This window comes from Acidobacteriota bacterium (assembly GCA_018001935.1).
In the GTDB taxonomy this organism is placed as follows: Bacteria; Acidobacteriota; JAAYUB01; order JAAYUB01; family JAAYUB01; genus JAGNHB01.
In genome coordinates this window covers 7,961-30,180 of sequence record JAGNHB010000066.1, presented here as the reverse complement: position 1 = coordinate 30,180, position 22,220 = coordinate 7,961, and the positions used below count along the sequence as shown (strand labels likewise).

Sequence of the window (22,220 nt, the reverse complement as noted above, 5' to 3'; positions counted from 1 at the left end):
CAAAGTCAATTATTTTGTTGGCATTTACTGCGGATTATTTAGGGGATAGCTCAATCCGCCGTCCTTCTCGCTGATACGCCTTGACTTATTAAAATCGAGGTGCGATAAAAAGGAAACTGAGGCTAGACCAAAGGGCTGGGGGGGCAGTTCTGCTGGTACTGGAATTTGTAGCTTTTCAGCGATGATGCTTGACACGAATGGCAAGATAGGGTAAAAATTCGCTTTTACGAACGGATGGCCCTGTTGAACGGGTTGTCCGTGCTGAATTCATGGCGGATGAGTCCAGACATCCACATGAAATGAAAAAGGAAAGGGTTAAGCAGAGGGGTTAATCAGGAAACGGAAAGCACCTTGGCCGTGTCACGGCGGGGTGTCCTCCCCGACCTCCGGGAGAGGAGACATCAATCCCTTCTCAACTCGGTTATGAACGATCCGTCGGTGTCTGCAAACCCGATGGAAGCCGGTCGTGCATTCACCTCACGGGGGGAATTCGCCCGGGAGGCCGGCCAGATACTCGATGGTCAGGCGACGGGCACCGAAGCCGGGTCATAGGGACTCGACAACCGCCCCATTCACGGGCGGGAAAAACCAGGGAGAGCGGCCTGGATGAAGAAACCGCCGCGGGAAAGCGCAACTGTAACAAGGGAGATTCGGGATGAAGAAAGGGTGGAACGTAACGGCGATCATGATGCTGGCGGCCGTGGCGGCAGCGCTCTGGGGATGCCTGGAGGCTTCGCCCCGGCCGGGCCCCAAGCCGGCCGAACAGGTCTCCGCGCCCGTGATCTCTCCCGAAACCGGGACCTGGGCAACGCCAGTGGAAGTGGACATCTGGGAGCCCACCCCGGGCGCCGCCGTGCACTACACGCTCAATGGAGAAACCCCGACGAGCGCTTCGACTCTGTTTACGGGGCCCTTCACCCTCTCCCAATCGACCACCGTCAGAGCCGTCGCCATCCTGGACGGGATGGACGACAGCCCGGTGACCGAGTCGGCCCTCACCCTTATCCCCGGCGTTATCATGACCACGACATCCCTTCCGGCCGGCCAGGACGGCGTGGCCTACTCACACGCGCTGCAGGCGGAGGGGACCGGGACACCGTTTTCCTGGTTCACGCGCCCCGTCGGTATTTTTTTCTTTCCCAATACCTTCTCGACGACCGGGACGGCTCAGGGGTGGAAAGGTGCACAGGAATCCGGCTGGGACCTGGCGCTGCCGTTTTCCTTCCCCATCGGCGGTTCCGCTTACACGTGTTGCCGGGTGAACGCCGACGGGGTGCTCGGTTTCGGACCGGGCGGGGAAATGGGCTACACCGCCAAAGTGATGGTCCTGCGGAACACCATGGACACCCTGGACGGCGACATCTTCGTCGACGCCTCGACGGGATCGGTCACGGTCCGCTGGCAGGGGACATACCGCTCCGATTCCAAGGCGGCCTCACGGAACTCCGAGGCGGATGACGTCAACATCTCCGTGACCCTCTTCCCGGACGGCCGGATTCTGATGAAGTACGGCGACGGAAACGTCCACGGCGGGACCATCGCGGTCTTCACACCGGACGGGCCGTTCGTCAGCGGTCGGAGCAACGCCGGGAGCCAGTCCCAGGCGGAGGACCTCCTTTTCCAGCCCTCGGCGCTCCCTCCTGGGTTGTCCCTCTCGGCCGACGGAGTGCTTTCCGGAATCCCGGGAGCCGCGGGAACCTTCAGCGTTTTCATCGGGGTCTACGACAGCATCGGTGGGGCGGACTTCCGGCTTTTCCCATTGATAATAGAGCCCAACGCCAACATTCTCCCGGACCCGGTGGTCGAACCCCCGGCCGGGGAATACTTCAGCCAGGTCAGCGTCCAGGCGACCTCTTCCGCGAGCGGGGCCACGTTGCGCTACACCACGGACGGGTCCGACCCGACGGAGAGTTCGTCGGTCTACGCGGGGCCCGTCGTCCTGACCCTTCCCGAAGGGAGCGGCCCCAGCAGGGTCTGTTACAAGGTGAGGGCGTTCCAGGAGGGCTTCACGCCCAGCCACGTCATCACGTCCTGCTATGACCTGCTGCCCCCGACCCAGCTCCCGACCCCCCACATTCAACCCAACGGCGGGACCTTCTTCGGCAGCGTAACCGTCCGCATCAGCTTCTCCGGCGGTGAAGGCAAGGCAAGCGGATCCCTGCAAGGCGCCCTGGACCCTGCCGAGATCCGCTACACCCTCGACGGTTCGGACCCCACACCCCAATCTGCGCTCTACACGACCCCCTTCACCCTCACGGAACCGACGACGGTAAAGGCTCGGGCCTACCTGCCCCCCTGCCCGGAGAGTGCCGTGGCCACGGCGGTATTCGACGTGAAGGCCGCGGTGGTCATCGCCACCGACACCCTGCCCCCGGCCGTCCAGTTCGAGCCGTACACGGCCATGCTGGAAGCCTCGAGCGGCACCCCGCCGTATACGTGGTCCTCCGGCCGGAGCTACCTCGAGTCGTCGGCCCCGAACTCCTTTGCGGAGCAAGGGGTTTCCCAGGGGTGGTCCGGGAGCACGGGATACTGCTACGAGTATGAGCTGCCGTTCCCTTTCCTCTTCTATGGAGAGTGGTTCACCCGGTGCTGGGTGTCCGTGGACGGGGCGGTGCGGTTCGACCATGGCGGGAGCATCGGCGGGTTGGCCGGCGCCAAGGCGATCGCTGCCCTGTACGACAGTCTGGACACACGAGGCGTTTACGTGGCCTCGGGCCCGGACAGCGTGACCTTCCGGTGGAGCGGTTACTACCGGTGGTCCTCGGACCCGTTCAACATGTCCCTGACCCTCTTCCGGGACGGCGGGGTCCGGATGCGCTTCGGGAGCGGAAACGTCCAGGGCGGGGCGATCGGTCTTTTCAGCGGTGACGGCCGGACTTTACTGTACAGCACGCACAGCGGCTATTCGGACCTGGGGAACGCCGAGGACATCCTCTTCACCCCCCAGGGCCTTCTCCCGGAGGGGCTCGACCTCTCGACGGGCGGCGTGGTTTCCGGTTCCCCCCTGGTGAGCGGGGCCTTCGTCGTGAAGGTGTCCGTGCGCGACACCGCCGGTTCCACCGCCGTGAAGGACCTTCCCCTCACCGTGGACCCCAAGGTGGCCCGGCCCGTGATCACACCGCCCGGTGGGCCGGTCACGCCGGAGGACCGGGTGACCCTCTCCACGGCGACACCCGGCGCCACGATCCGATACACCGTCGACGGGACCGAGCCCACGGCCCAGTCCGAAATCTATGCGACCCCGATCGCCCTCACCCAAAACACGGTGATCAAGGCGAAGGGGTTCCTGGACGGTGCCCACGACAGCGAGACCGCGGAAGCGTCCTTCACCTTCATCCCGGTGGGCGGGACCCTGATACACGAGGGGCCCCTGGAGCACGATACCACCTGGCATGCCGGCTATGTCCACCGGATGACGGGGGACGTGACGGTCCCGGTCGGGGTGACGCTGACCTTGGCGCCGGGCACGGAAATCCGTGTCGTCGCCGGGGCCGATTCCACCGCGTCGGGCAACGACCCTGGCCGGTGTGAACTGATCGTGCGGGGGCGCCTGGTCGCCCCGGGGACCGCCGCCCAGCCGGTTCGGTTTGTCTCCGAGGCCCTCACGCCGGATCGGGGGGACTGGTACGGCATCCGGTCCGAAGGGACCTTCGACGGGGCCATGCAGCCGCTGGCGCTGGACTACTGCGAAGTCCGCCACGCCGTGCGCGGGATCTCGCTGGACACCGCCTACGACCGGACCCTTTCCCTGCACGACTGCGCCGTGAGCTACACGCTGGAGCAGGGGATCTACGCCTACGCCCGCAGCGGGGCGAAGGTCATCGCCGACCTGCAGGGGAACCAGGTCCTCTATGCCCAGGGCAGCGGGATCGAGTTGTCCGCGCAAGGCTGTGCCCTGGCCGGCGGACAGTATGTCTACAGCAGCATCCAGGGGACGCTTTCCGGGAACACGGCGAACTTCAACAACCAGAACGGGATCGCGGTGTCGAGTTATTACTCCGACCAATCCCGGGTCGACGTGACCCTGTCGGGGAACACGGTCGAGGGCAGCGGGATCGACGGGTACAACGGGATTTCCGTCTACGGTCGCGGGACGCTCCGCGCGACGGGGAACACCCTCAGCGGCAACGGCAACGCGGGTCTGTACCTCAGCGGTCCGAGCGGCCTGACCTGGAACGCCGTCATCGCCCGGAACCAGGTCATGAACAATGCGGGGGCAGGGATCCAGGCCGATTGCGGGAACGGCGGGACCCTCTCCGTTTCCGCCAACGAGGTGTCCGGCAACCAGGAGGGGATATTGCTGAACGGAACCCCCACCCTGCCGGCGACCCTGTCGGCCACCCTGAACCGGGTTTCCGGAAACGGTTCCACGGGTGTGAACGTGTACAGCGGACGCCCCGCGGACGTGCTGTTCAACGAGGTGCACGAGAACCTGTGGGACGGGGTGTACCTTTACGCCGGCAGTGGGACGGCGGTACGTTTCAACAGCTTGTGGGGCAATGCGGAATGGGCCTTCGACCTGGTGGACGGCAACGCCGGCGCCGTGGACGCGCAGGGGTGCTGGTGGGGCGCGTCGACCACCGCGGAGATGGCCGCGGGCGGCAACCCCAGGAACATCGCCCGCATCCAGGACAACTTCGACAACGCCTACAGGGGCGTGGTGGACTACTCCGCCTGGGCGATGGAAGCCATCGTGCTGCCCGCTGCCGCGAAATCGGTCATCGTGACCCCGCTCCCCGGGGAGGTGCGCAAGGCCGCGACCGTGCACCTCAGCGGCTTTTCCGTGGCCCCGGACGGGGTCGCCCGGGTGACGGTCTCGCTGGACGGGGGGCTCACCTGGCTCACGGCCGAGGGGACCACCCGCTGGGCGCTGGACTGGGAAGCCCCGGCCGACGGCGCCTACACCGCCCTGGTCAAGTCGGTGGACCTCCTGGAGCAGGAGGAGACCACCCCCTCGAGTGTGACCTTCACCGTGAATCGCTCGGTGCCGGTGACCACCTCGGGCACCCTGACGGCCGACGAATCCTGGACCGGCGACATGACCCTCACCGGTGACGTGACGGTCCCCGCCGGCATCACCCTGACCCTCTCCCCGGGCGCCCATGTCAAGGCCCTGGCCGGGTCCGACGACCAGGGCGGCGGGGAGGACCCGTCGCGAATCGAGTTGATCGTGCGGGGCGTGCTCCAGGTGGAAGGGACCCCGGCGGAACCGGTGAGCTTCGACTCGGCCTCGGCGAACCCGGTGAAGGGCGACTGGTACGGCATCCGGGCGGACGGGCAGGGCAGTCTGACGGTGGCACACGCCATCATCGCCCGCGCGGTGCACGGCCTCCACGTCGAGGCCGCCGGCGCCCTTTCTCTGAGCGTGGCGGACAGCGTCGTGCAGCAGTGCAGCGGCACCGGCATCCGCGTCGGCGCCACGTCCGGCGGGCCGGTCTCGGTAAACGTCACCGGCACCCAGGTCACGGACAACGGCCAGGACCCCGGGAGCGCCGACGGCATCCGTCTGGAGGGCGAGATCGCGGGGACCTTGACGGGGAACACCTTCTCCCGCAACCCGGGCCGCGGCCTCTATGCCCGGGGGACCGGCGCCGGCCTGTCCCTTCTCGCGGACGGCAACACGGCCGGTGACAACCAGACCGCGGGCTTCTATTTCGAGGGTACAATGGCGTCCGGCGGACTTCGGGTGAGCCACAACACGGCGTCCGGCAATGGGGCCGCGGGGTTCGACACCCGGGTGGTCAACGGTTCGGGCGGACCGATCGGAATCCTGGACAACCAGTCCTTCAGCAACCACGGCAACGGCTTCACGGCCGAAGGGGGCAGCTCCGCCCGCTTCCTGCGCAACGAGGCGCACCACAACGACGGCGCCGGCCTATCCTTATCTTATATGTCCGAGCCCGAAGTGGTGGGGAACGCCCTTCACGACAACCAGGGCTGGGGCCTCGCCTGCATCACGAGCGGCTCCCCGGCCGCGGTCCTCTACAACACCGTCCAGGCCAACGCCGGCGGCGGGGTGAAAATCAGCGGCGAGACGGGGACGGTGGTCCGCCATTGCACCCTGGCGGGCAACGGTTCGACGGACCTGTCCAACGAGGGTTATCGGCCGATGGACGCCCGCGCCAACGCCTGGGACGCGGCGACCGCCGCCGAGATGGCCGCGGGCGGCAATCCCAAGAACATCGCCCCGATCCTGGACGCTTACGATGACCCATCCAAGGGCGTGGCGGACTATTCGGGGTGGGTGTCCACCCCTGCTGTTCTCCCCGCGCTCCCCGTGTCGGAAATCACCCGACCCGGTGAAAACCTGGTCCTTCACGCCTCCCGGCTGCGCCTGCGGGGCGTCGCCTGGGCCCCCGAGGGGGTGTCCCGGGTGGAGGTGAGCCTCGACGGGGGGGCCACGTGGTCCATCGCCGAGGGTAAGCCGGTGTGGCATTACGACTGGACGGTGAACGGAACCGGCACCTTCGTGCTGCTGAGCCGCGTGGTGGACGCCCTGGGCGCGGTGGAAACCCCCGGGCCGGGCGTCACCGTCACCCTCGACGGCGGTTTGCCCACCACGTGCGGCGAACTGGCCGCAAACGAGACCTGGAGCGGGGACGTGACCCTGCGGGGAGACGTCACCGTCCCGGACGGGGTGACGCTGACCCTGTCCCCGGGGACCCGGGTGAACGTCCTCCCGTCCGCCGACTGGACCGAGTCGGGCAGCGACCCGGCGACCACGGATCTCCTCGTCGCCGGGAACCTGTCAGCCGCCGGGACCGAGGTGTCGCCGATCCTCTTTACGTCGGCCTCCACTGGGACGGGCGTCCCGCTGGCCGGGGAATGGGGCGGCCTCTGCCTGCGCCCGGCCGCGCCCGGGGCCCTCTCGCTCTTCCGCTGCACCGTGGAGTACGCGAAAATCGGTGTGGACCTGGAAACCAGCCGGGAAACCACCCTGTCGATGAGCGGCTGCACCCTCCGCTTCAACCGCACCGACGGTGCGCGGCTGGTGAACACCGGCGCATCGCCCCTCGCCCTCGACCTCGAGGGGAACACGGTGAGCGGCAACGGCGGCAACGGGATCACGACCTCGGCCGGGATCGTCTCCGGCAACCCCGCCTGGCGCTTCGCCCTCAACACCGTGACGGGCAATGGGGCCGCCGGCATCGACGCCTCCACCGGCAGCGCCGTCGCGACTTTCTTCCGGAACACCGTCACCGGCCAGGGTGCGGAGGGGATCACCCTCTTCAGCAGTTCCGAGCCGCCCGAGGTGGCCTGGAACACGGTCCGGCAGAACGCCCGGGCCGGGATCGCCCTGAACTTCACTGGTCCCGCGGGGAAAACCGCAGTGGTCCACCACAACACCGTCACGCACAACGCCTCCGCCAACTGGTGGGACGTCGACCACCAGGGCGGGGCCGGGATCTCCCTCTACGGGTCCGGTTCCACGGCGGTGCGCTTCAACAACCTGTGGGACAACGGTGCCCACTACGACCTCAACAACTCCGGCCCCGCCGGCGTGGACGCGCGCTTCAATGCGTGGGGACCGGCGAACACCGCGGAGATGGCCGCGGGCGGAAACCCCAAGAACCTCTCCCGGGTCTGGGATGTATTCGACCGCGACACCCGGGGCGCCGTGGACTACAATGAATGGTTCGCGGCCGCCCTGCCGTTGGGCGAGGCACCCCTGTGCCGGGTCACCTCCCCCGCGGAGGGCACGGAAATGCCGCTGGGCGAAACGCTTCACCTGGCGGGCCTGGCCATGGCGCCCCAGGGCGTCGATGCGGTCGAGGTGAGCGCCGACGACGGCGCCACGTGGACCGCGACGAGCCCCGTTTTCACCGGAATCCCGGACCTGTGGCAGTGGGAGTGGACACCCGCCGTTGCCGGGACCTTCACCCTGCGGAGCCGGGTGATCATTGCGGGGATCCCTCTGGAAACGCCGGGCGGCACCCTTGCCGTCACGGTGACGCAGACGGACACCACGCCCCCGGTCCCGCCCACCGTGAACCCGCCCGCGACGCCCACCAACATGTCGCCGTGTTCTCTGTCGGGCGCCAAGGAGACCGGCGCTTCCATCCGGATCAACGGGACCGAGACGGTCCCCGTGGGCCCGGAAACGGCGTGGGCCTGCGCCTGGCCGCTGACCGAAGGGTCGAACAACATGCAGGTCCTCTCCATGGACGCGGCGGGCAACGCCAGCGACCCCGTCGCCGTGACGGTGGTCTACGACGTCACGCCGCCCCACGCCGTGACCGAACTGGTTGCCTCGGACCGCGGGGACGGCACCTCCGTCACCCTGGACTGGTCGGGCTACGACGCGGTTCTTGACGGCGACGTGGCCCTCTACCGGGTCTACGCCCGGGACGCGGTCTTCGCGTCGCTGGAGGGCCTGACCCCCGCGATGACGCTCCCCGTGGGCACAACGCACACGGACGTGACCGGGCTGACCAAGGGACAGCCCTGGTTCTTCGCCGTGGCCGCCCAGGACTGGGCCGGCAACTTCCGGACGGCGGTGACGCCGGTGTCCGCGACGCCGCGGGACACCCGCGCCCCCGAGGAGGCCGTCAATGTGCGCCTCCAGTCGGGCCCGGACCGGCTGAGCCTGGCCTGGGACCCCTCCCCGAACACCGCCGGCGATCTGGTGATGTACCGGGTCTACGTAGACGCCCAAGTCCCCGGCACTGACGTACCGGCCGCCCAGATGACCTTCGAACAGGCCGGCCTGGCCCCCGCCACGTCCCACGCCTTCCGGGTGACCGCGGTGGACGCCGACGGCAACGAGAGCGCCGGCATCGGCGCCACGGGGTGGACCTTCCTGCACAACCCCGCGGGGTTGAACGCCGCGACCGCCAGCCGCCGGGTGACCCTCGCCTGGCAGCCGGTCCAGCCGTCGGCGGCCCTGGCCCACTACGCCGCCTACCGCAACGAGACCCCGTTCACCAGCGTGGCGGGGATGACCCCCTTCGCCCTCGTCACCGAGTGCCAGGCGACCGCCGACGAACTCATCGACGGCCGTGCCTATTACTTCGCCGTGACCGCCGTGAACGTGACGGGCGGCGAGGACAAAGCCGTGACCACGGTAACAGCGACACCGAGCGCGGGGCCGGCCTTCACCGGCGTGTTCTGGGATGGCGCCCCCCTGGCCGACGGCGCGGTCCTCTCCCAGCCGGGCACGGTTTCCGCCACCTTCGAAAAGATGGAGGAGACCGCCCGTGTGACCTTCTCCCTGGACGGAACAACGCTTGGCATCGACGCCGACCGGACGGACGGTTTCTCGGTGAGCGTGAACCTGAACCTGATCGCCGACGGCCCCCACGCCCTCACCCTGGCCGCCGAGGACATCTACGGGAAGAGCGTCCCGCTCACCCGCGCCGTCACGGTTACCCTCGCGGCACCGCTCCTCCCTCCCGTCATCACGACCCCTGTGGACGGGGCGGCCGTGGACACGCGGGACATCCCCCTGACGGGGACGGGCATCTATGGGACCGAGGTCGAGGTCTACCTGAACGGGACGACGCAGGGCAGCCCGATCGCCGTCGGCCCGGACGGGGCCTTCGGTGGGACCCTTACCCTGGCCGACGGGGAGAACACCCTGCAGGCCGCCGCCCGCAACCGCGCGGGCGTTGGTCCGCTCGGGCCCGTGCCCGCATTGCGAATCTCGTGCCTGGCGAACCCGCCGGCGGCGCCGGACGTGCTCCGGGCTACAGCAAGGGAAGCAGGCGCCATCCGATTGACCTGGGTTCCCGCGGGCGCCCAGGACCTCTCCGGCTTCAACGTCTACCGGGCCGCGCAGCCCTTCACGACGTTCCCGGAAGCCGTGAAGGTCAACGCCTCCCCCGTCGCCGGGACCGTCTTCGAGGACACCCCGGCGCAGGAGGAGACCTGGTACTACCGGGTCACCGCCATCAACCGGGCGGGCCTGGAAGGCAACCCATCGGAGATGGCTTCCGCCGTGTCCGACCGGACGCCGCCCCGGGCGCTTTCCCTCGAGTACACCCCCGGCCCCGGGACACCCTTCCAGGGCGGCCGTTTCGGCGTCGGGCGGGTGGACGTGCGCCTTACGGTGAGCGAACCGCTCCTCACCACGCCGTTCCTGGGCATCGTCCCGAACCAGGGCGCGGCCCTCGCCGTAATCCTGCAGAAAGAGTCCGATACGGTCTACACCGGATCGTTCCAGGTCATCCAATACACTCCGTCGGGTACGGCCCACGCCGTCCTGTCGGCCCGCGACACCGCGGGCAACCGCGGCACGGCCGTCGATGCCGGCGCCACGGTGGAACTCGACACGGAAGGGCCGGCGCTCACCGCCCTGGTCCTCACCCCGGCGGCCCCGATCCCCAACGATCCGGCGGCGCCCGTGACGGTCCAGCTCGCCCTGACCCTGAGCGAAGCGCCCGCGGCGGGGACGGTCCCGGACCTCTACTACACCCTGTCCGCCGTCTCCCAGACCCCGCAGCGCCTGGATCTGGCCCCCATTGCGGGCGGCTGGGAAGGCGCCCTCACGCTGCCGGCGGACGCCGGCGCCGATGGCGGCGAGTGGCTCGTCTTCACCTTCCACGCGGTGGACGACCTCGGCAACGCCGGCACCCGCATCGCCGGCCGCTCCGCCTTCGAGGTCTACCAGGGCGAGCTGCCTGCCCTGGCCGCCCCGGTGATCACCGGGAAGGCCCTCCCGGGCGGCAACCTCTCCCTGGCCTGGAACCCCGTGTTCGGCGCCTCGGATTACGAGGTCTTCATCAGCGCCGCGCCCGGCGACGGCGTCACGCCGCCCGCGGAGCCCGGGGTTTCCCTGGGTCGCACCAGCGGGGCGACCGCCTTCACCCACAAACCGGCCCTCGACGGGCATTACAAGCTGGCCGTGCGCAGCGTCCGCGTCGCCAACGGCCAGGAGGCCCTGAGCGATCTCGGCAACGTCGTGGAACTGCTTTCCGACTCCGTTGCTCCCCAGGCGGCCGCCAACCTCCGGCTGACCCTGGTGGGGCAGGGGATCAAGGCCGAGTGGGACGCCTCCCCCAGCGCCCTGGCCGGTGAGTCCGTCACCTACGCCCTGTACCGCGCCGAGGCGGAGATCCTCTCCCTCGACGGCCTGACGCCCGTGGCGGACAAGCTCGCCGCCCTGGAGGCGGTGGACGCCGCGCCGGGGCCCGGCGGGCACTACTACACCGTGGTCGCGACGGACGCCGTGGGGAACGTGTCCCCGCTCGCCCCGTGCGCCTACCTCAACCCGGGGCTGCTCCCCGTCGCTTCCCTGGCCGTCTCCCGGACCGTGGGCGAAACGCCCTTGCTCACGTGGACCCACCCGGCCACGGGTCTCGCGGGCTTCAACGTCTACGCCGGCGAGCCCGGCGGCCTGACGCTGCTCAACGCCGCGCCCGTCACGGCGCCGCCCTTCACCGACGCCACCTACCACGAGGGCGCCCGCCTGTACACCGTCACGGCGGTGGACGCGGCGTGGCAGGAAAGCCCCGGCCGGAGCCTCCGGCTGCCGGCGGTCCGCCTGGCCCTCCCCGCGGGGCTGGTGATCCGGCGCGGGACGCTCCAGACGGTGGACGTAGCGGTGACCAACCTGGACAGCCGACCCCTTGAAGGCGCCGTGCTGAACCTCGACCTGAAGGGACGCACCCACGTTTCCGACCCCTTCGGCCTGGCCGGCGGGGAGGCGAAGACCGTCCCCCTGGTGGTGGGCGGCTACCGCGACCTGGCCGGGAACGAGCCTGTCCGGACCGAACTGGCGGTGACGCCGGGCGCCAACGAACGCGCGTCGCTGGCCCTGAACGGTCTCCTCCAGGCGGCCGATCCTTCCGAGAATCCCTACGGCCTCACCCTGAACACAGGCACCATGCTGCGCGGCGGCAACGCTGCCGTCGGCTTCACCTTCACCAACGCCACCGGCGTGGAGGTGGAACTCCGGACGGCCCGCCAGAACGGCGCCCAACCTTCCGCCGAGTTGCGCTTCGAGCTGGTCTCCTCCCGCGACGGCGTCATCGCCTCCGCCCCGGTGCACCAGTTCCTGGGGCAGGGCGTGACGCTCCTGCCGGATGGCGCCGCCGTGGCACGCGTCGCCCCGGGGGCCTCCTTCACCTCCGCCTCGGGTTCCCTGCACGTCCCCTCGGGGGCCGCGGGCGACCTGACGCTGCGCCTGACCCTCGATGCGATCCACTACCGGACCGGCACGCCTGAGCACGTGGCGGTGGAGGGCTTCGCCCGCTCCATGCCGGTGACCCTCCAGGAAGCCCCCTACCGGGGCGAGGTGACGGGGGTAACGCCCGAGTCCTCCGACGGGAGCGTGCCCGTGGTGATCACCGGCCGCGCCCTGGACGGAGGCGGGAACCCCGTCCCCTCCAGCCCGCTGAAGCTGGTGGTGTCCAACCAGGGCTTCGACCGGAGCACCGATCTCACCACTGGGGCCGACGGGTCCTTCTCCACGACCTTCACCCCGAACCGGGGCGAGGGCGGCCTCTACGAGACCTGGGCCAACCACCCGGCGGTGACCGAGCGGGCGGCGCAGCGCAGCTTCGTCATCCGCTACGTCCGGATCACGCCGTCGGCCCTGGACGCCCGCTTCCCCCGGAACTACCCCGCCCGGTTCACCCTGACCCTGCAGGCCTCGCCGGGGACGCCGGCGGAAAACCTCCGCCTGGCGCCCGACGGGTCCCTCCCCGCCGGGGTGCGCCTGATCGAGACCGACACCGTGAACCTGGCCGCGGGCGCGGCCGGCACCCTCTCCTTCGTCCTGGGCGCCGACAACACGGCCCCGGAGACGGGGGACCTCACCCTGGCGCTGGTGGGCGCCGCCCCCGCCAACGAGACGTGGGGCCGGCTCGCCGTCCACTTCACCCTGAGCGCCTCGGCGACGGGGGCGAAGGTCACCCCCAGCCCGCTCCAGGCGGGCGTGGCCCGGGGCGGGAGCGTCGTGACGACCGCCGTCCTGGAGAACATCGGCATCCAGGCCCTGGAGGGGACCCGGCTCCGGCTCCTCGACCTCGAGGGGAACCCCGTCCCGTCCTGGCTGGGGCTCAACGGTTCCGGCCCCGACGGCGTGCTGCAACTCGGCCGCGTGGCCGTGGGCGAAAAGCGGCCCTTCAGCTTCACGGCCGCCCCGGGGGCCGACGTGCCCCTGTCGGGGACCAGCCCCTACGCCTTCATGCTCCACGTGGACGGCGACAACGCCGTCCCATCCCAGGTCCCGGTCTTCGTGTACGTGGGCGAGTCGGGGTCCGGCTCCCTGCTCCTCAAGGCCACCGACCTGTTCTACGGCGTCTCCAACTCGGGGGTCGAGGGGGCGCGCGTGACCCTGACCCGGGAGGACGGCTTCACCCCGGCCCTGGAAGCGACCACCGACGCCGGCGGCGAGGCCCTCCTGTCGGACCTCCCCGCGGGCGACTACAAGTACCGGGTGAACGCGGCGCACCACGACACCGCCATCGGCTGGGTCCGGGTCAACCCGGGCGTCACCACGCCGGTGCAGGTGCCCCTGAACTACCAGTTGGTTTCGGTGGAGTGGGAAGTGCGGCCCATCGTCATCGGCGACCTCTACGAGATCGTCCTGCACGCCACCTTCCAGACCAGCATCCCCGCCCCGACCCTGGACGTGGAGCCCGCCTCCGTCACCCTGGACCCGGCGATGCAGCCCGGCCAGGTGTTGAGCGGCGAGGTCCAGGTCACCAACAACGGCCTGATCACCGCCTCGGGAATCCGTTTCACCCTGCCCGCGGCCGACCCCCGCTACCGGGTCGAGTACCTCGCGGTGCCCCCCGACACGCTTCACCCGCACGAGTTCTTCCGCATGCCCTACCGGGTGACGAAGCTGACGGGGACCCCGCCGGGCGCGGACCCGTGCCACATCTTCTCCGCCATCGGCGTCTTCTCCTTCAGCTACCTCGGAGGCGACCAGCAGGTTTACACCGGCAGTTCCCCCGTGTGCTGGGCCGAGAACTTCCCCGCGGCGTGCCTGGATTCGTCCGGGGGTGGCGGCCTCATCGACCTGAACCTCCCCGAGGGGAACAACAACGGTCTCCCTGGGGCCGAGGTCAACGAGCCGGGGCAGCCGCTGTGTGACAGCGGCGCCGCCTGCACGGCCACGGTGCGCTTGCAGATCGCCCAGGAACTGAGCCTGGAGCGCCAGGCCTTCGACGCCCGCATGAAGATCTCCAACGGCGCTGCCGGGATGAACGTCGGCAATGTCCGGGTGGAAGTCCTCTTCAAGGACGCCCAGGGCAACCCCGTCACCGCCACCAACGACCCGAACGACACCACGGCCGCCTTCTTCCTCCGGGCGGACAGCGACACGGTGACCGGTTTTACCGACGGCGCCTGGACCGCGGTCGACGTCCCCGCCGGGACGTCGTCCGAGATGCACTGGCTCATCGTCCCCGCGCCGGGGGCGGGCGGGACCGCGCCGACGGGCAAACTCTACACCGTCGGGGCGCGGCTCTCCTACACCCTGGGCGGCGAGGCGAACCAGCGGGAAATCCTGCCCGATTCCATCACCGTGCTCCCCATGCCCGAACTGCGGCTGGATTACTTCCTCCCCACCGACGTGAGCGGCGACGATCCGATGACCGCCGACGTGGTGGAACCCGAGGCGCCCTTCCCGCTGGGGCTGCTCCTGCGCAACACCGGCTACGGGATGGCGAAGGCCCTGAAGATCGAGTCCGCCCAGCCGAAGATCGTTTCCAACGACCAGGGGCTGCTGGTGAAGTTCACCATCGAGGGGACGGAAGTCAACGGCGCCGCCGCGACGCCCTCCCTCGCCGCGGACTTCGGCGACGTCGCCCCGCAGGGCAACGCCGTCGCCCGCTGGATCATGACCTCCTCCCTGTGCGGCCGCTTCGTCTCCTTCGAAGCCACCTACACCCACGACGACGGCCTGGGCGGCACGCTCACCTCCCTGATCAAGGAAGTGAAGACCCACGGGCTGCTCAAGGACGTCCGGGTGGACCTCCCCGGACGGGACACCCTCCGCGACTTCCTGGGGTACGAGCGCGCCGGCAACGGCGACCCCGTGGACGGCACCCTGGCGGTGTACGAGTCCCAGGGGACCGTCACCCCCGTGTCCGACCAGTCCGCCGGCGCCGTGCTGGAGCCGGTCGAGGGCGCCCCCGGGCGCTACACCCTGCGGCGCGATCCCGCGGCCCAGGACCCCGGCTTCGTCACCGTTGCCACGGCCGACCCCTTTGCCGGGACCAAGGTCCTGCAGAGCGTGACGCGCTCCGACGGCAAGGTCGTCGATCCCGACAATGCCTGGCTCCACCGGAAGTGGGTGTCAGGCGGGAACTGGGTATACACCCTTCACGTGTTCGACTTCGACTCCGCCGGATTGACGTACGACGTGGTCTTCGCGGACGCCGTCACCGGCAACCGTGCCCCCGTACTAGCCTACATCGGGCCCCGCTCCGTCTCCGTCGGGTCGCAGCTCGGCCTGCAGGTCCTGGCTTCCGACCCCGACGGGACCGTCCCCGTGATCACCACCTCCGCCCTGCCCGACGGGGCCGCGTTCACGGTGACCTCCACCAACCCCGAGGCGGGCTCCGCGGTCGGGGAGTTCTTCTGGTCCCCGACGGCCGCCCAGCAGGGCGAGTACTGGGTGACCTTCACCGCCGCCGATGCCGACGGCCTCACCGACTCCGAAACCGTCCACGTCACCGTGGGCGACGGGACCGCCCCGGTGCAGTCCCCCGTCCTCTACGAGCCGGCGGATGGCCTGTGCGTCGCGTCCAGCCCCCTCACCATCTCGGGGATGTCCCGGGAGGGCGACGCGGTCGTCCTCTACGCCAACGGCCAGCGCCGCGGGGATCCCGCCCCCGTGGACCGCGTCACCCGGAACTTCCGGGGCGCCCTCCCCCTGACCGTGGGAATCAACACCGTCGAGGCCGCCTCGGCGGGTTGCTTCGGCGAAGGGCCCAAGTGCGCCCCCGTCACGGTGGTCTACGACCCGGCCGGGGCCGTCGCCCCGGTGAACGTGACCGCCGAATCGCGCGAGGCGGGTGTGGTCCGCCTCACCTTCAGCACGGGCATCCAGCCTAATATCGAGAAAATCTTGGTTTACCGTGCCGCCCAGCCCTTCACCGCCGCCGCCGAAGCGTCGGTGGCCGCGGAACTGGCGGCGGACGCCTACTCGTATGACGACCTGCCCCCCGCGGACGGCGCCTGGTACTACCGACTGCGGGTGGTCAAGCGCAACGGCCTGGAAAGCGGCCTCTCGCAACAGGTCACCGCGGTTTCCGATCGGGTGCCCCCGGCCGCGACGAGCCTCACCCTCACGCCCCGCGGCCCTGTGGTTGGCAACCGCGTGGGCCCCGGTCCCGTGGACGTGGCCCTTGCCGTCAGCGAGCCGCTCCTGGCCACACCCTTCATGAGCTTCGCCCCCGCTGGCGGGACAGCCATCCCCATCGCCCTGCGTGCGGGGGAAGGGAACACGTACACCGGCGCCTTCCAGGTCACCTCCCGGACACCCTCGGGGCTCGGCCATATCGTCCTCTCCATGCGCGATATGGTGGGCAACCGAGGCACCGAAGTGCCGCCCGACGCCACCCTGCTCCTCGACACCGCCGGTCCGGTGGTGAAGGTCCTCTCCGTCGCCCCGCCCTCGCCCATCTGCAACGACACGGCTGTGACGCTCTCCATTGACCTTACCTTCGACGAGGCTTTCACGGGCGAGAACGTACCCTATCTGGACTACGTGCTCTCCAGCACCCACCCGTATCCCACGGCGGTGGCCCTGACCAAGGTGTCCGACCTGCAGTGGTCCGGCAGCTTCACCCTTCCGGCCGACGCCGGGTCGACCCCGGAAACCCTCTCCTTCAGCTATCGCGGCGTGGACGACCTTGGCAACGTCAGCACCCGCATCGACGGCCGGAAGAGCTTCGACGTCTACCAGGGCGCCCTGCCGCCCCTTTCCGCCCCCACCGGCCTTCGCGCCGTGAGCGCCCCGGGCGGGAGGATCGTCCTGTCGTGGAACGGCGTCACCGGCTCGGCGGACTACCGCGTCTACCGCGCCGACGGCGAGGGCCCCCTGGCCCTGCTGGCGTCCTCGGGCGGGTCCACCGGCTACACCGACGAGCCCGGCGTGGACGGGACCTACCGCTACGCCGTCTCCAGCCTGCGGGTGGAGAACGGGACGCCGGCCGAAAGCGCCCTCAGCGCCGAGGCCCAGGGCGTCGCCGACTCCGTGCCGCCGAACGCTCCTTCCAACCTGCGCCTCACCCTCACGGGCAACGGCGTGAAGGCCCAGTGGGACGCCCCCGTGCCCTTCACCGAAACCGTGACCTACTCCCTCTACCGCGGCGGCGAGGAGATCACGGACGTCGCCGGGCTCACCCCGGTGGCCTCCGAGATTGCCGTCCTGACGGTCGTCGACCCCGCGCCCACCCACGATACACCCTTCTACGCCGTGGTGGCCGTGGACGCGGCGGGGAACGTCTCCGCTCCGAGCCCGTCGGCCTTCCTGAACGCGGACCTGCTCCCGGTGAGCGGCCTCACCCTCGAGCGCACGGACAACGGCTTCCCCGTCCTCACCTGGACGGCGGCGGCCGCCCCCTCCATCGTGGGCTACAACGTCTACGCCGGGCCCGAGGGGCGCGAAGTGCGCCTCAATGGCCTGGTCCTCACCGACAAGACCTTCACCGACGACACCTGGGACGGGGCCGTGCGGCGCTATGCCGTGGCCGCGGTGGACGAGTACGGCCGGGAGAGCCTGCGCCGCGCCGTCACCCTGCCCCTCCTGGACGTGGGCGTGACCGCTGTGCCCACCCTGGCCCGCGGCGAAATGAACCCCGTGACCGTGGGCGTGGCCGGCCTGTGCGAGCTGAACCTGGCCGAGGTGCGCGCCGGGATCCGGCTCGCCGGTAAGGACCACGTCTCGCCGAAGTTCGCGCTGGCGCCCAACGGGAGCAAGCCCGACGCCGTGGTGGTGGTGGGCGGCTACCGCGACCTGCCGGATTCGGCCGCCTTCAGCGCCTATGCCGAGGTGATTCCGAGTCCGGGCGACCGGGTGGTGATCCGCAAGACCGGCGGGGTCTTCCCCGTGACGGACGGCGTGGGCTCCTACACCGTCGACATTCTCCAGGACCCCATCGTGGCCGGCGGCGGCGGCGGCGTGCGTTTCCGCCTCGTCAACCACACCCCCGCGAGCGTCGACCTCGTCACAGCCACCAACGCGGGCGCCGTCCCCTCCACCGAGGTGAGGATGCGCCTGCTGGACGCCGACGGCGTGGAACTCTCCCGGGCCTCCCTCAAGCAGACCACCGGCGGCGGGGTGTACAACCTGGCGGGCGGCACCACCATCGCCCGCATCGGCTCCCCCGAGGAGTCCGCGGCGGGCGGCGACGCCGACACCTGGACCTCCGACCCCGTCTTCCTCACGGCGCCCCTGAACGCGAAGGCGCCCCTCTCCGTAATGCTTGACATCGACCAGGTCCACTACCGCGTCGGGGAGCGGGAACACGTGGCCATCCAGGGCTTCTCCGTCACGAAGGGGGACATCGCCCTGGCCGACCCGCCCTACACGGGCGCCGTCACCTCGGTGACGCCTTCCGACTCCTTCGGCACCGAGCCTGTCCTCATCTCCGGGACGGTGACCGACAAGGCCACGGGCGAGCCCAAACCCGAGGCGGACCTCGTCCTCCTCCTCGTCACCGATGGCTTCGTCCGGCGCATCGACAAGCTGAAGAGCGACGCGGCGGGGAACTTCACCTTCGCCTTCCAGCCCCTGCCGAAGGAAGGCGGCCTCTACACCGTGGCGGCCGTCCACCCGGTGGTGCGCGAGGCGCCGCCCCAGGCCTCCTTCACCGTTCGCCGGCTGATCGTCGAGCCGAAGGCCGTCCAGGCCCGCGTGCCGCGCAACTACGCCGGACCCATGACTTTCAGGTTGACCGCCCTCGCCGGCACCACCGCCTCGTGCGTCAAGGTGGTCCCGACAGAGGCCCTCCCTTCAGGGGTGAGCCTGCTGGTGGGCGATCCGGGCGTGCCCCTGGAAAGCCAGGGGTGCGAACTCTCCGTGACGGGTCCCAGCACAGTGGACCTCAAGATCACCCTGGTGGGGGACAACACCGCCGCCGCCACGGGCCACGTGGCCCTGCGCGTGGTGAGCAACGAAACCGGCCCGAAGGCGTGGGGCGCCATCGACCTCGGCTACGAATTGGTGGACGCCGCCCCGGCGCTCAAGGCCACGCCAACCCACGTCACCACGGGCGTCAACCCCGGCGGGAGCACCTCCGAAATCATCCAGGTGAAGAATGTGGGGTTCGCCCCGTTGGAAAACGCGACGGTCTCTCTGACCGCCTCCGACGGCTCCGCCGCGCCCGACTGGATCATTCTGGGCAACGTCTCCGCCCCGGCCGGTGGGGGTTCCATGGCCCCCCGGGACAAAGCCTCCGTGCCGCTGTCCTCCGATGTCAACTACCGCCGGAGGGTCCAGGCCCTCAACCAGTCCGGGATCATCCCGCTCATCAATGTCAACGAGAAGAAGGATATCTCTCTCACCTTCGCCCCGGCGGAAACCGTGCCGCCGAGGCCCGACCCGTACAACCTCGTCCTCCGCGTCGCGAGCGCCGACGGCACCGTGACCCTGGACGTCCCCGTCGTCGTTTACGTGGACGCCACGGGGAAGGGCAACCTCCTCGTCCAGGCCTACGACCTCTACTCGGGCAGCGGCGTGTCCCGTCCCGCGGGATCCCTGGGCCCGAAAATCACCCTGAAGAAGGTGGACGGCGCCCCTATCCCCGACGTGGTCTCCCAGGCGGACGCCGACTGGTCCGACGTGCTGGTGCGCGACCTGCCGGTGGGCCTCTGGGACTACCGCGTCAGCGCCGACCGCCACGAGGCCGTCGCCGGCCGCGTGGAGATCAAGCCCGGGGTCACCGCGACCCTGGAGACCCTCCTGCGCAACACCCTGGTCACCGTGGAGTGGGAGGTGGTCCCCACCACCATCCAGGACCAGTACCAGGTGGTCCTCACCGCCGACTACGAGACCCAGGTCCCCGCCCCCGTGGTGACGGTGACGCCCACCTCCGTGGCGCTGCCCTACCTCAACGCCGGCGAGAACTACACCGGGGAATTCCTGGTGGAGAACCAGGGCCTCGTCCGGGCCGATAACGTAACCCTCGTCGTCCCCGATGGTGGCACGACGTACCGCTTCGAGTTCCTCTCCCAGCCCCCGGACTCCCTGGAGCCCAACCAGTACGTTCGCCTGCCCTACCGGGTGACGAGGTTGTCGGTCGAGACAAAATCCTCCTCATCCCCGTCCGGACGAGGGAAAAGATTCTCTGCGACTTCGGACGACTGTACGGCCTGTGACGTTTATCCGGGAGGTGTCGGATACGACGTGATTTGCCCTAACGGAAGTAAATTCGTCAGTGGTGGTCCGCTCTATTTTGGCAATTGCCATGTCGTCCCCTGCCCGCCTGGCGGAGGTCCCGGCGAGGGAACACCAGTGAATTTCAACTACCCGGCCGGGGAGGCGGGGTGGGGAGGCGCGCCGATTTCGCAGGGAGGATCAAAAGGCAGGAATTGCGAAAGCAGTAATCTTCCAGGGGGGCCTGATATTGACCCATGTCAAGGGAGACCACCGCTAAATTGTAAGATGCAAATAATAAGTCCTTTATCCAACAATCAAAATCCTGAGAAAATCTTGCTTGTAGCTAAGGAAAAGGATCCTTCTGTATTCATTCAGGCATATGCTCTGGTTGATTACGTTTCCGAGTTGTGTGATTATAATTGGAGATTAGAGCGCGGCGGTACTGTTGTAGCGATTTTTAACGGTATTTTATTCAGCCACTCGTTCTGGGAGCCAGGCGAGTATACACTTACTTTAACAGTAACTCAAGAAATTGGTGGAAACGCATGCCAAACAGAGTGCAAAACACTCAAGATTTATGTAATAAAAATTGGTTATTTCCGCTTCACAGAATTATTTGCTAATAACAACAGTCAAACAACCAAACCCCGATATGAATATTATGTTCAAACAGGTGATATTGCAGAACATCCACTTATTAGTATTAAAATTAAAAAAGGGAAGACAGAAATTGCAACAGCGATGGCAGAAACACCAAAACTGATAGATGCGAATGAATGGGATGCCAAGAATATTTTACCTGATAGATATAAAGCCGTTTTAACTATATCCGGGCTAACTGATTCACCTGAGGAAATAGATCAATCCGACTTTTATATGATCAAACTTGAGTTGTCAGTGATTGGGATAAAATTAGTTCCTGCTCCCAACTTATCGGATAAAAGGGAAATTGATGTGATTGTTCCTAGAAATGCAGAAGGAGTCCTTAATGCATATCTCCATTTCAATCTGGACGCTGATAATACGACTAATGTGTCAGATTTTACAATATCCAATATATGCCCGAACGAGGATGACTTGAAGAGTATAAAAATATCCTTGATCCCCGATTTGACAATTGGTGACATCACAATTAAACGAGATACTAACAAACTGTCAATATGGAAGGATCGATACAAAGGTGAAACTAAAAAACTGCTGTCAGTTAGTGATTCTGTAAATGAAAAAAAATGGCATTTGCCTTCAATTAGTGAGCATGCTGACTTTTTTGCTGTTAAAGATAATCTGTGGGCAGAAGGATGTGATGATGGAAATGCAAAACTAACAGTGGAATTCAGTGACTCGAATGGAAGAGTTATAGCAGCAGATTGCTTGAATTATCAATTTATCGGGATTCAAGAAGGTAATCTTCCGACTTGGTCTCTGCAACAACAGGCAGCGAATAGATACCCCAAAATTGTAAATTGTGAATGGTCTGTCACTGCTGGTGACTCGTTGCTATATAACTGTAAAGCATGGGTTGTGGGACTAACAGACAGGTGGGCTCAATGCGGTGGGATACCTTATAAAAATATCAGAGAATGGACACAAACGATAAATGGTGTTACAAGAACCTATTTAAATGTGGACACTTTTGGTAACACAAATAAAACGAATAATGGACAAGATGATCCAGAGGATTACGATGCATTCTTCCTTTCTTACGGATATATTCAGTGTAATGAATTAGAAGCAGAGATTATGCTATATCACAAACCCAATGGAGAGATAGTTCATGCAGCAAAGAAAACCAATATATCATGTGGGGATCCACAATGGGTCATGTTTGAATCAAAGCTTGGACCAAGTATTAGGATTGTTCACGAAAAGTATCAATTGAATTCGGAGGGTTATGGAGAACCTTTCCGATATTATAAGAGACAGTAGAATGGAGGCAACT

General features: G+C 67.2%; 1 protein-coding gene. It reads left to right on the top strand.

Going from position 1 to position 22,220, the window contains the following annotated elements; all coding sequences use genetic code 11:
- Positions 1 to 655 precede the first annotated feature (655 nt).
- Positions 656 to 22,207: a chitobiase/beta-hexosaminidase C-terminal domain-containing protein gene (locus tag KA419_18265; protein MBP7867878.1), complete on the top strand. Its 21,552-nt coding sequence runs from the start codon at positions 656 to 658 to the stop codon at positions 22,205 to 22,207.
- Positions 22,208 to 22,220: the final 13 nt, after the last annotated feature.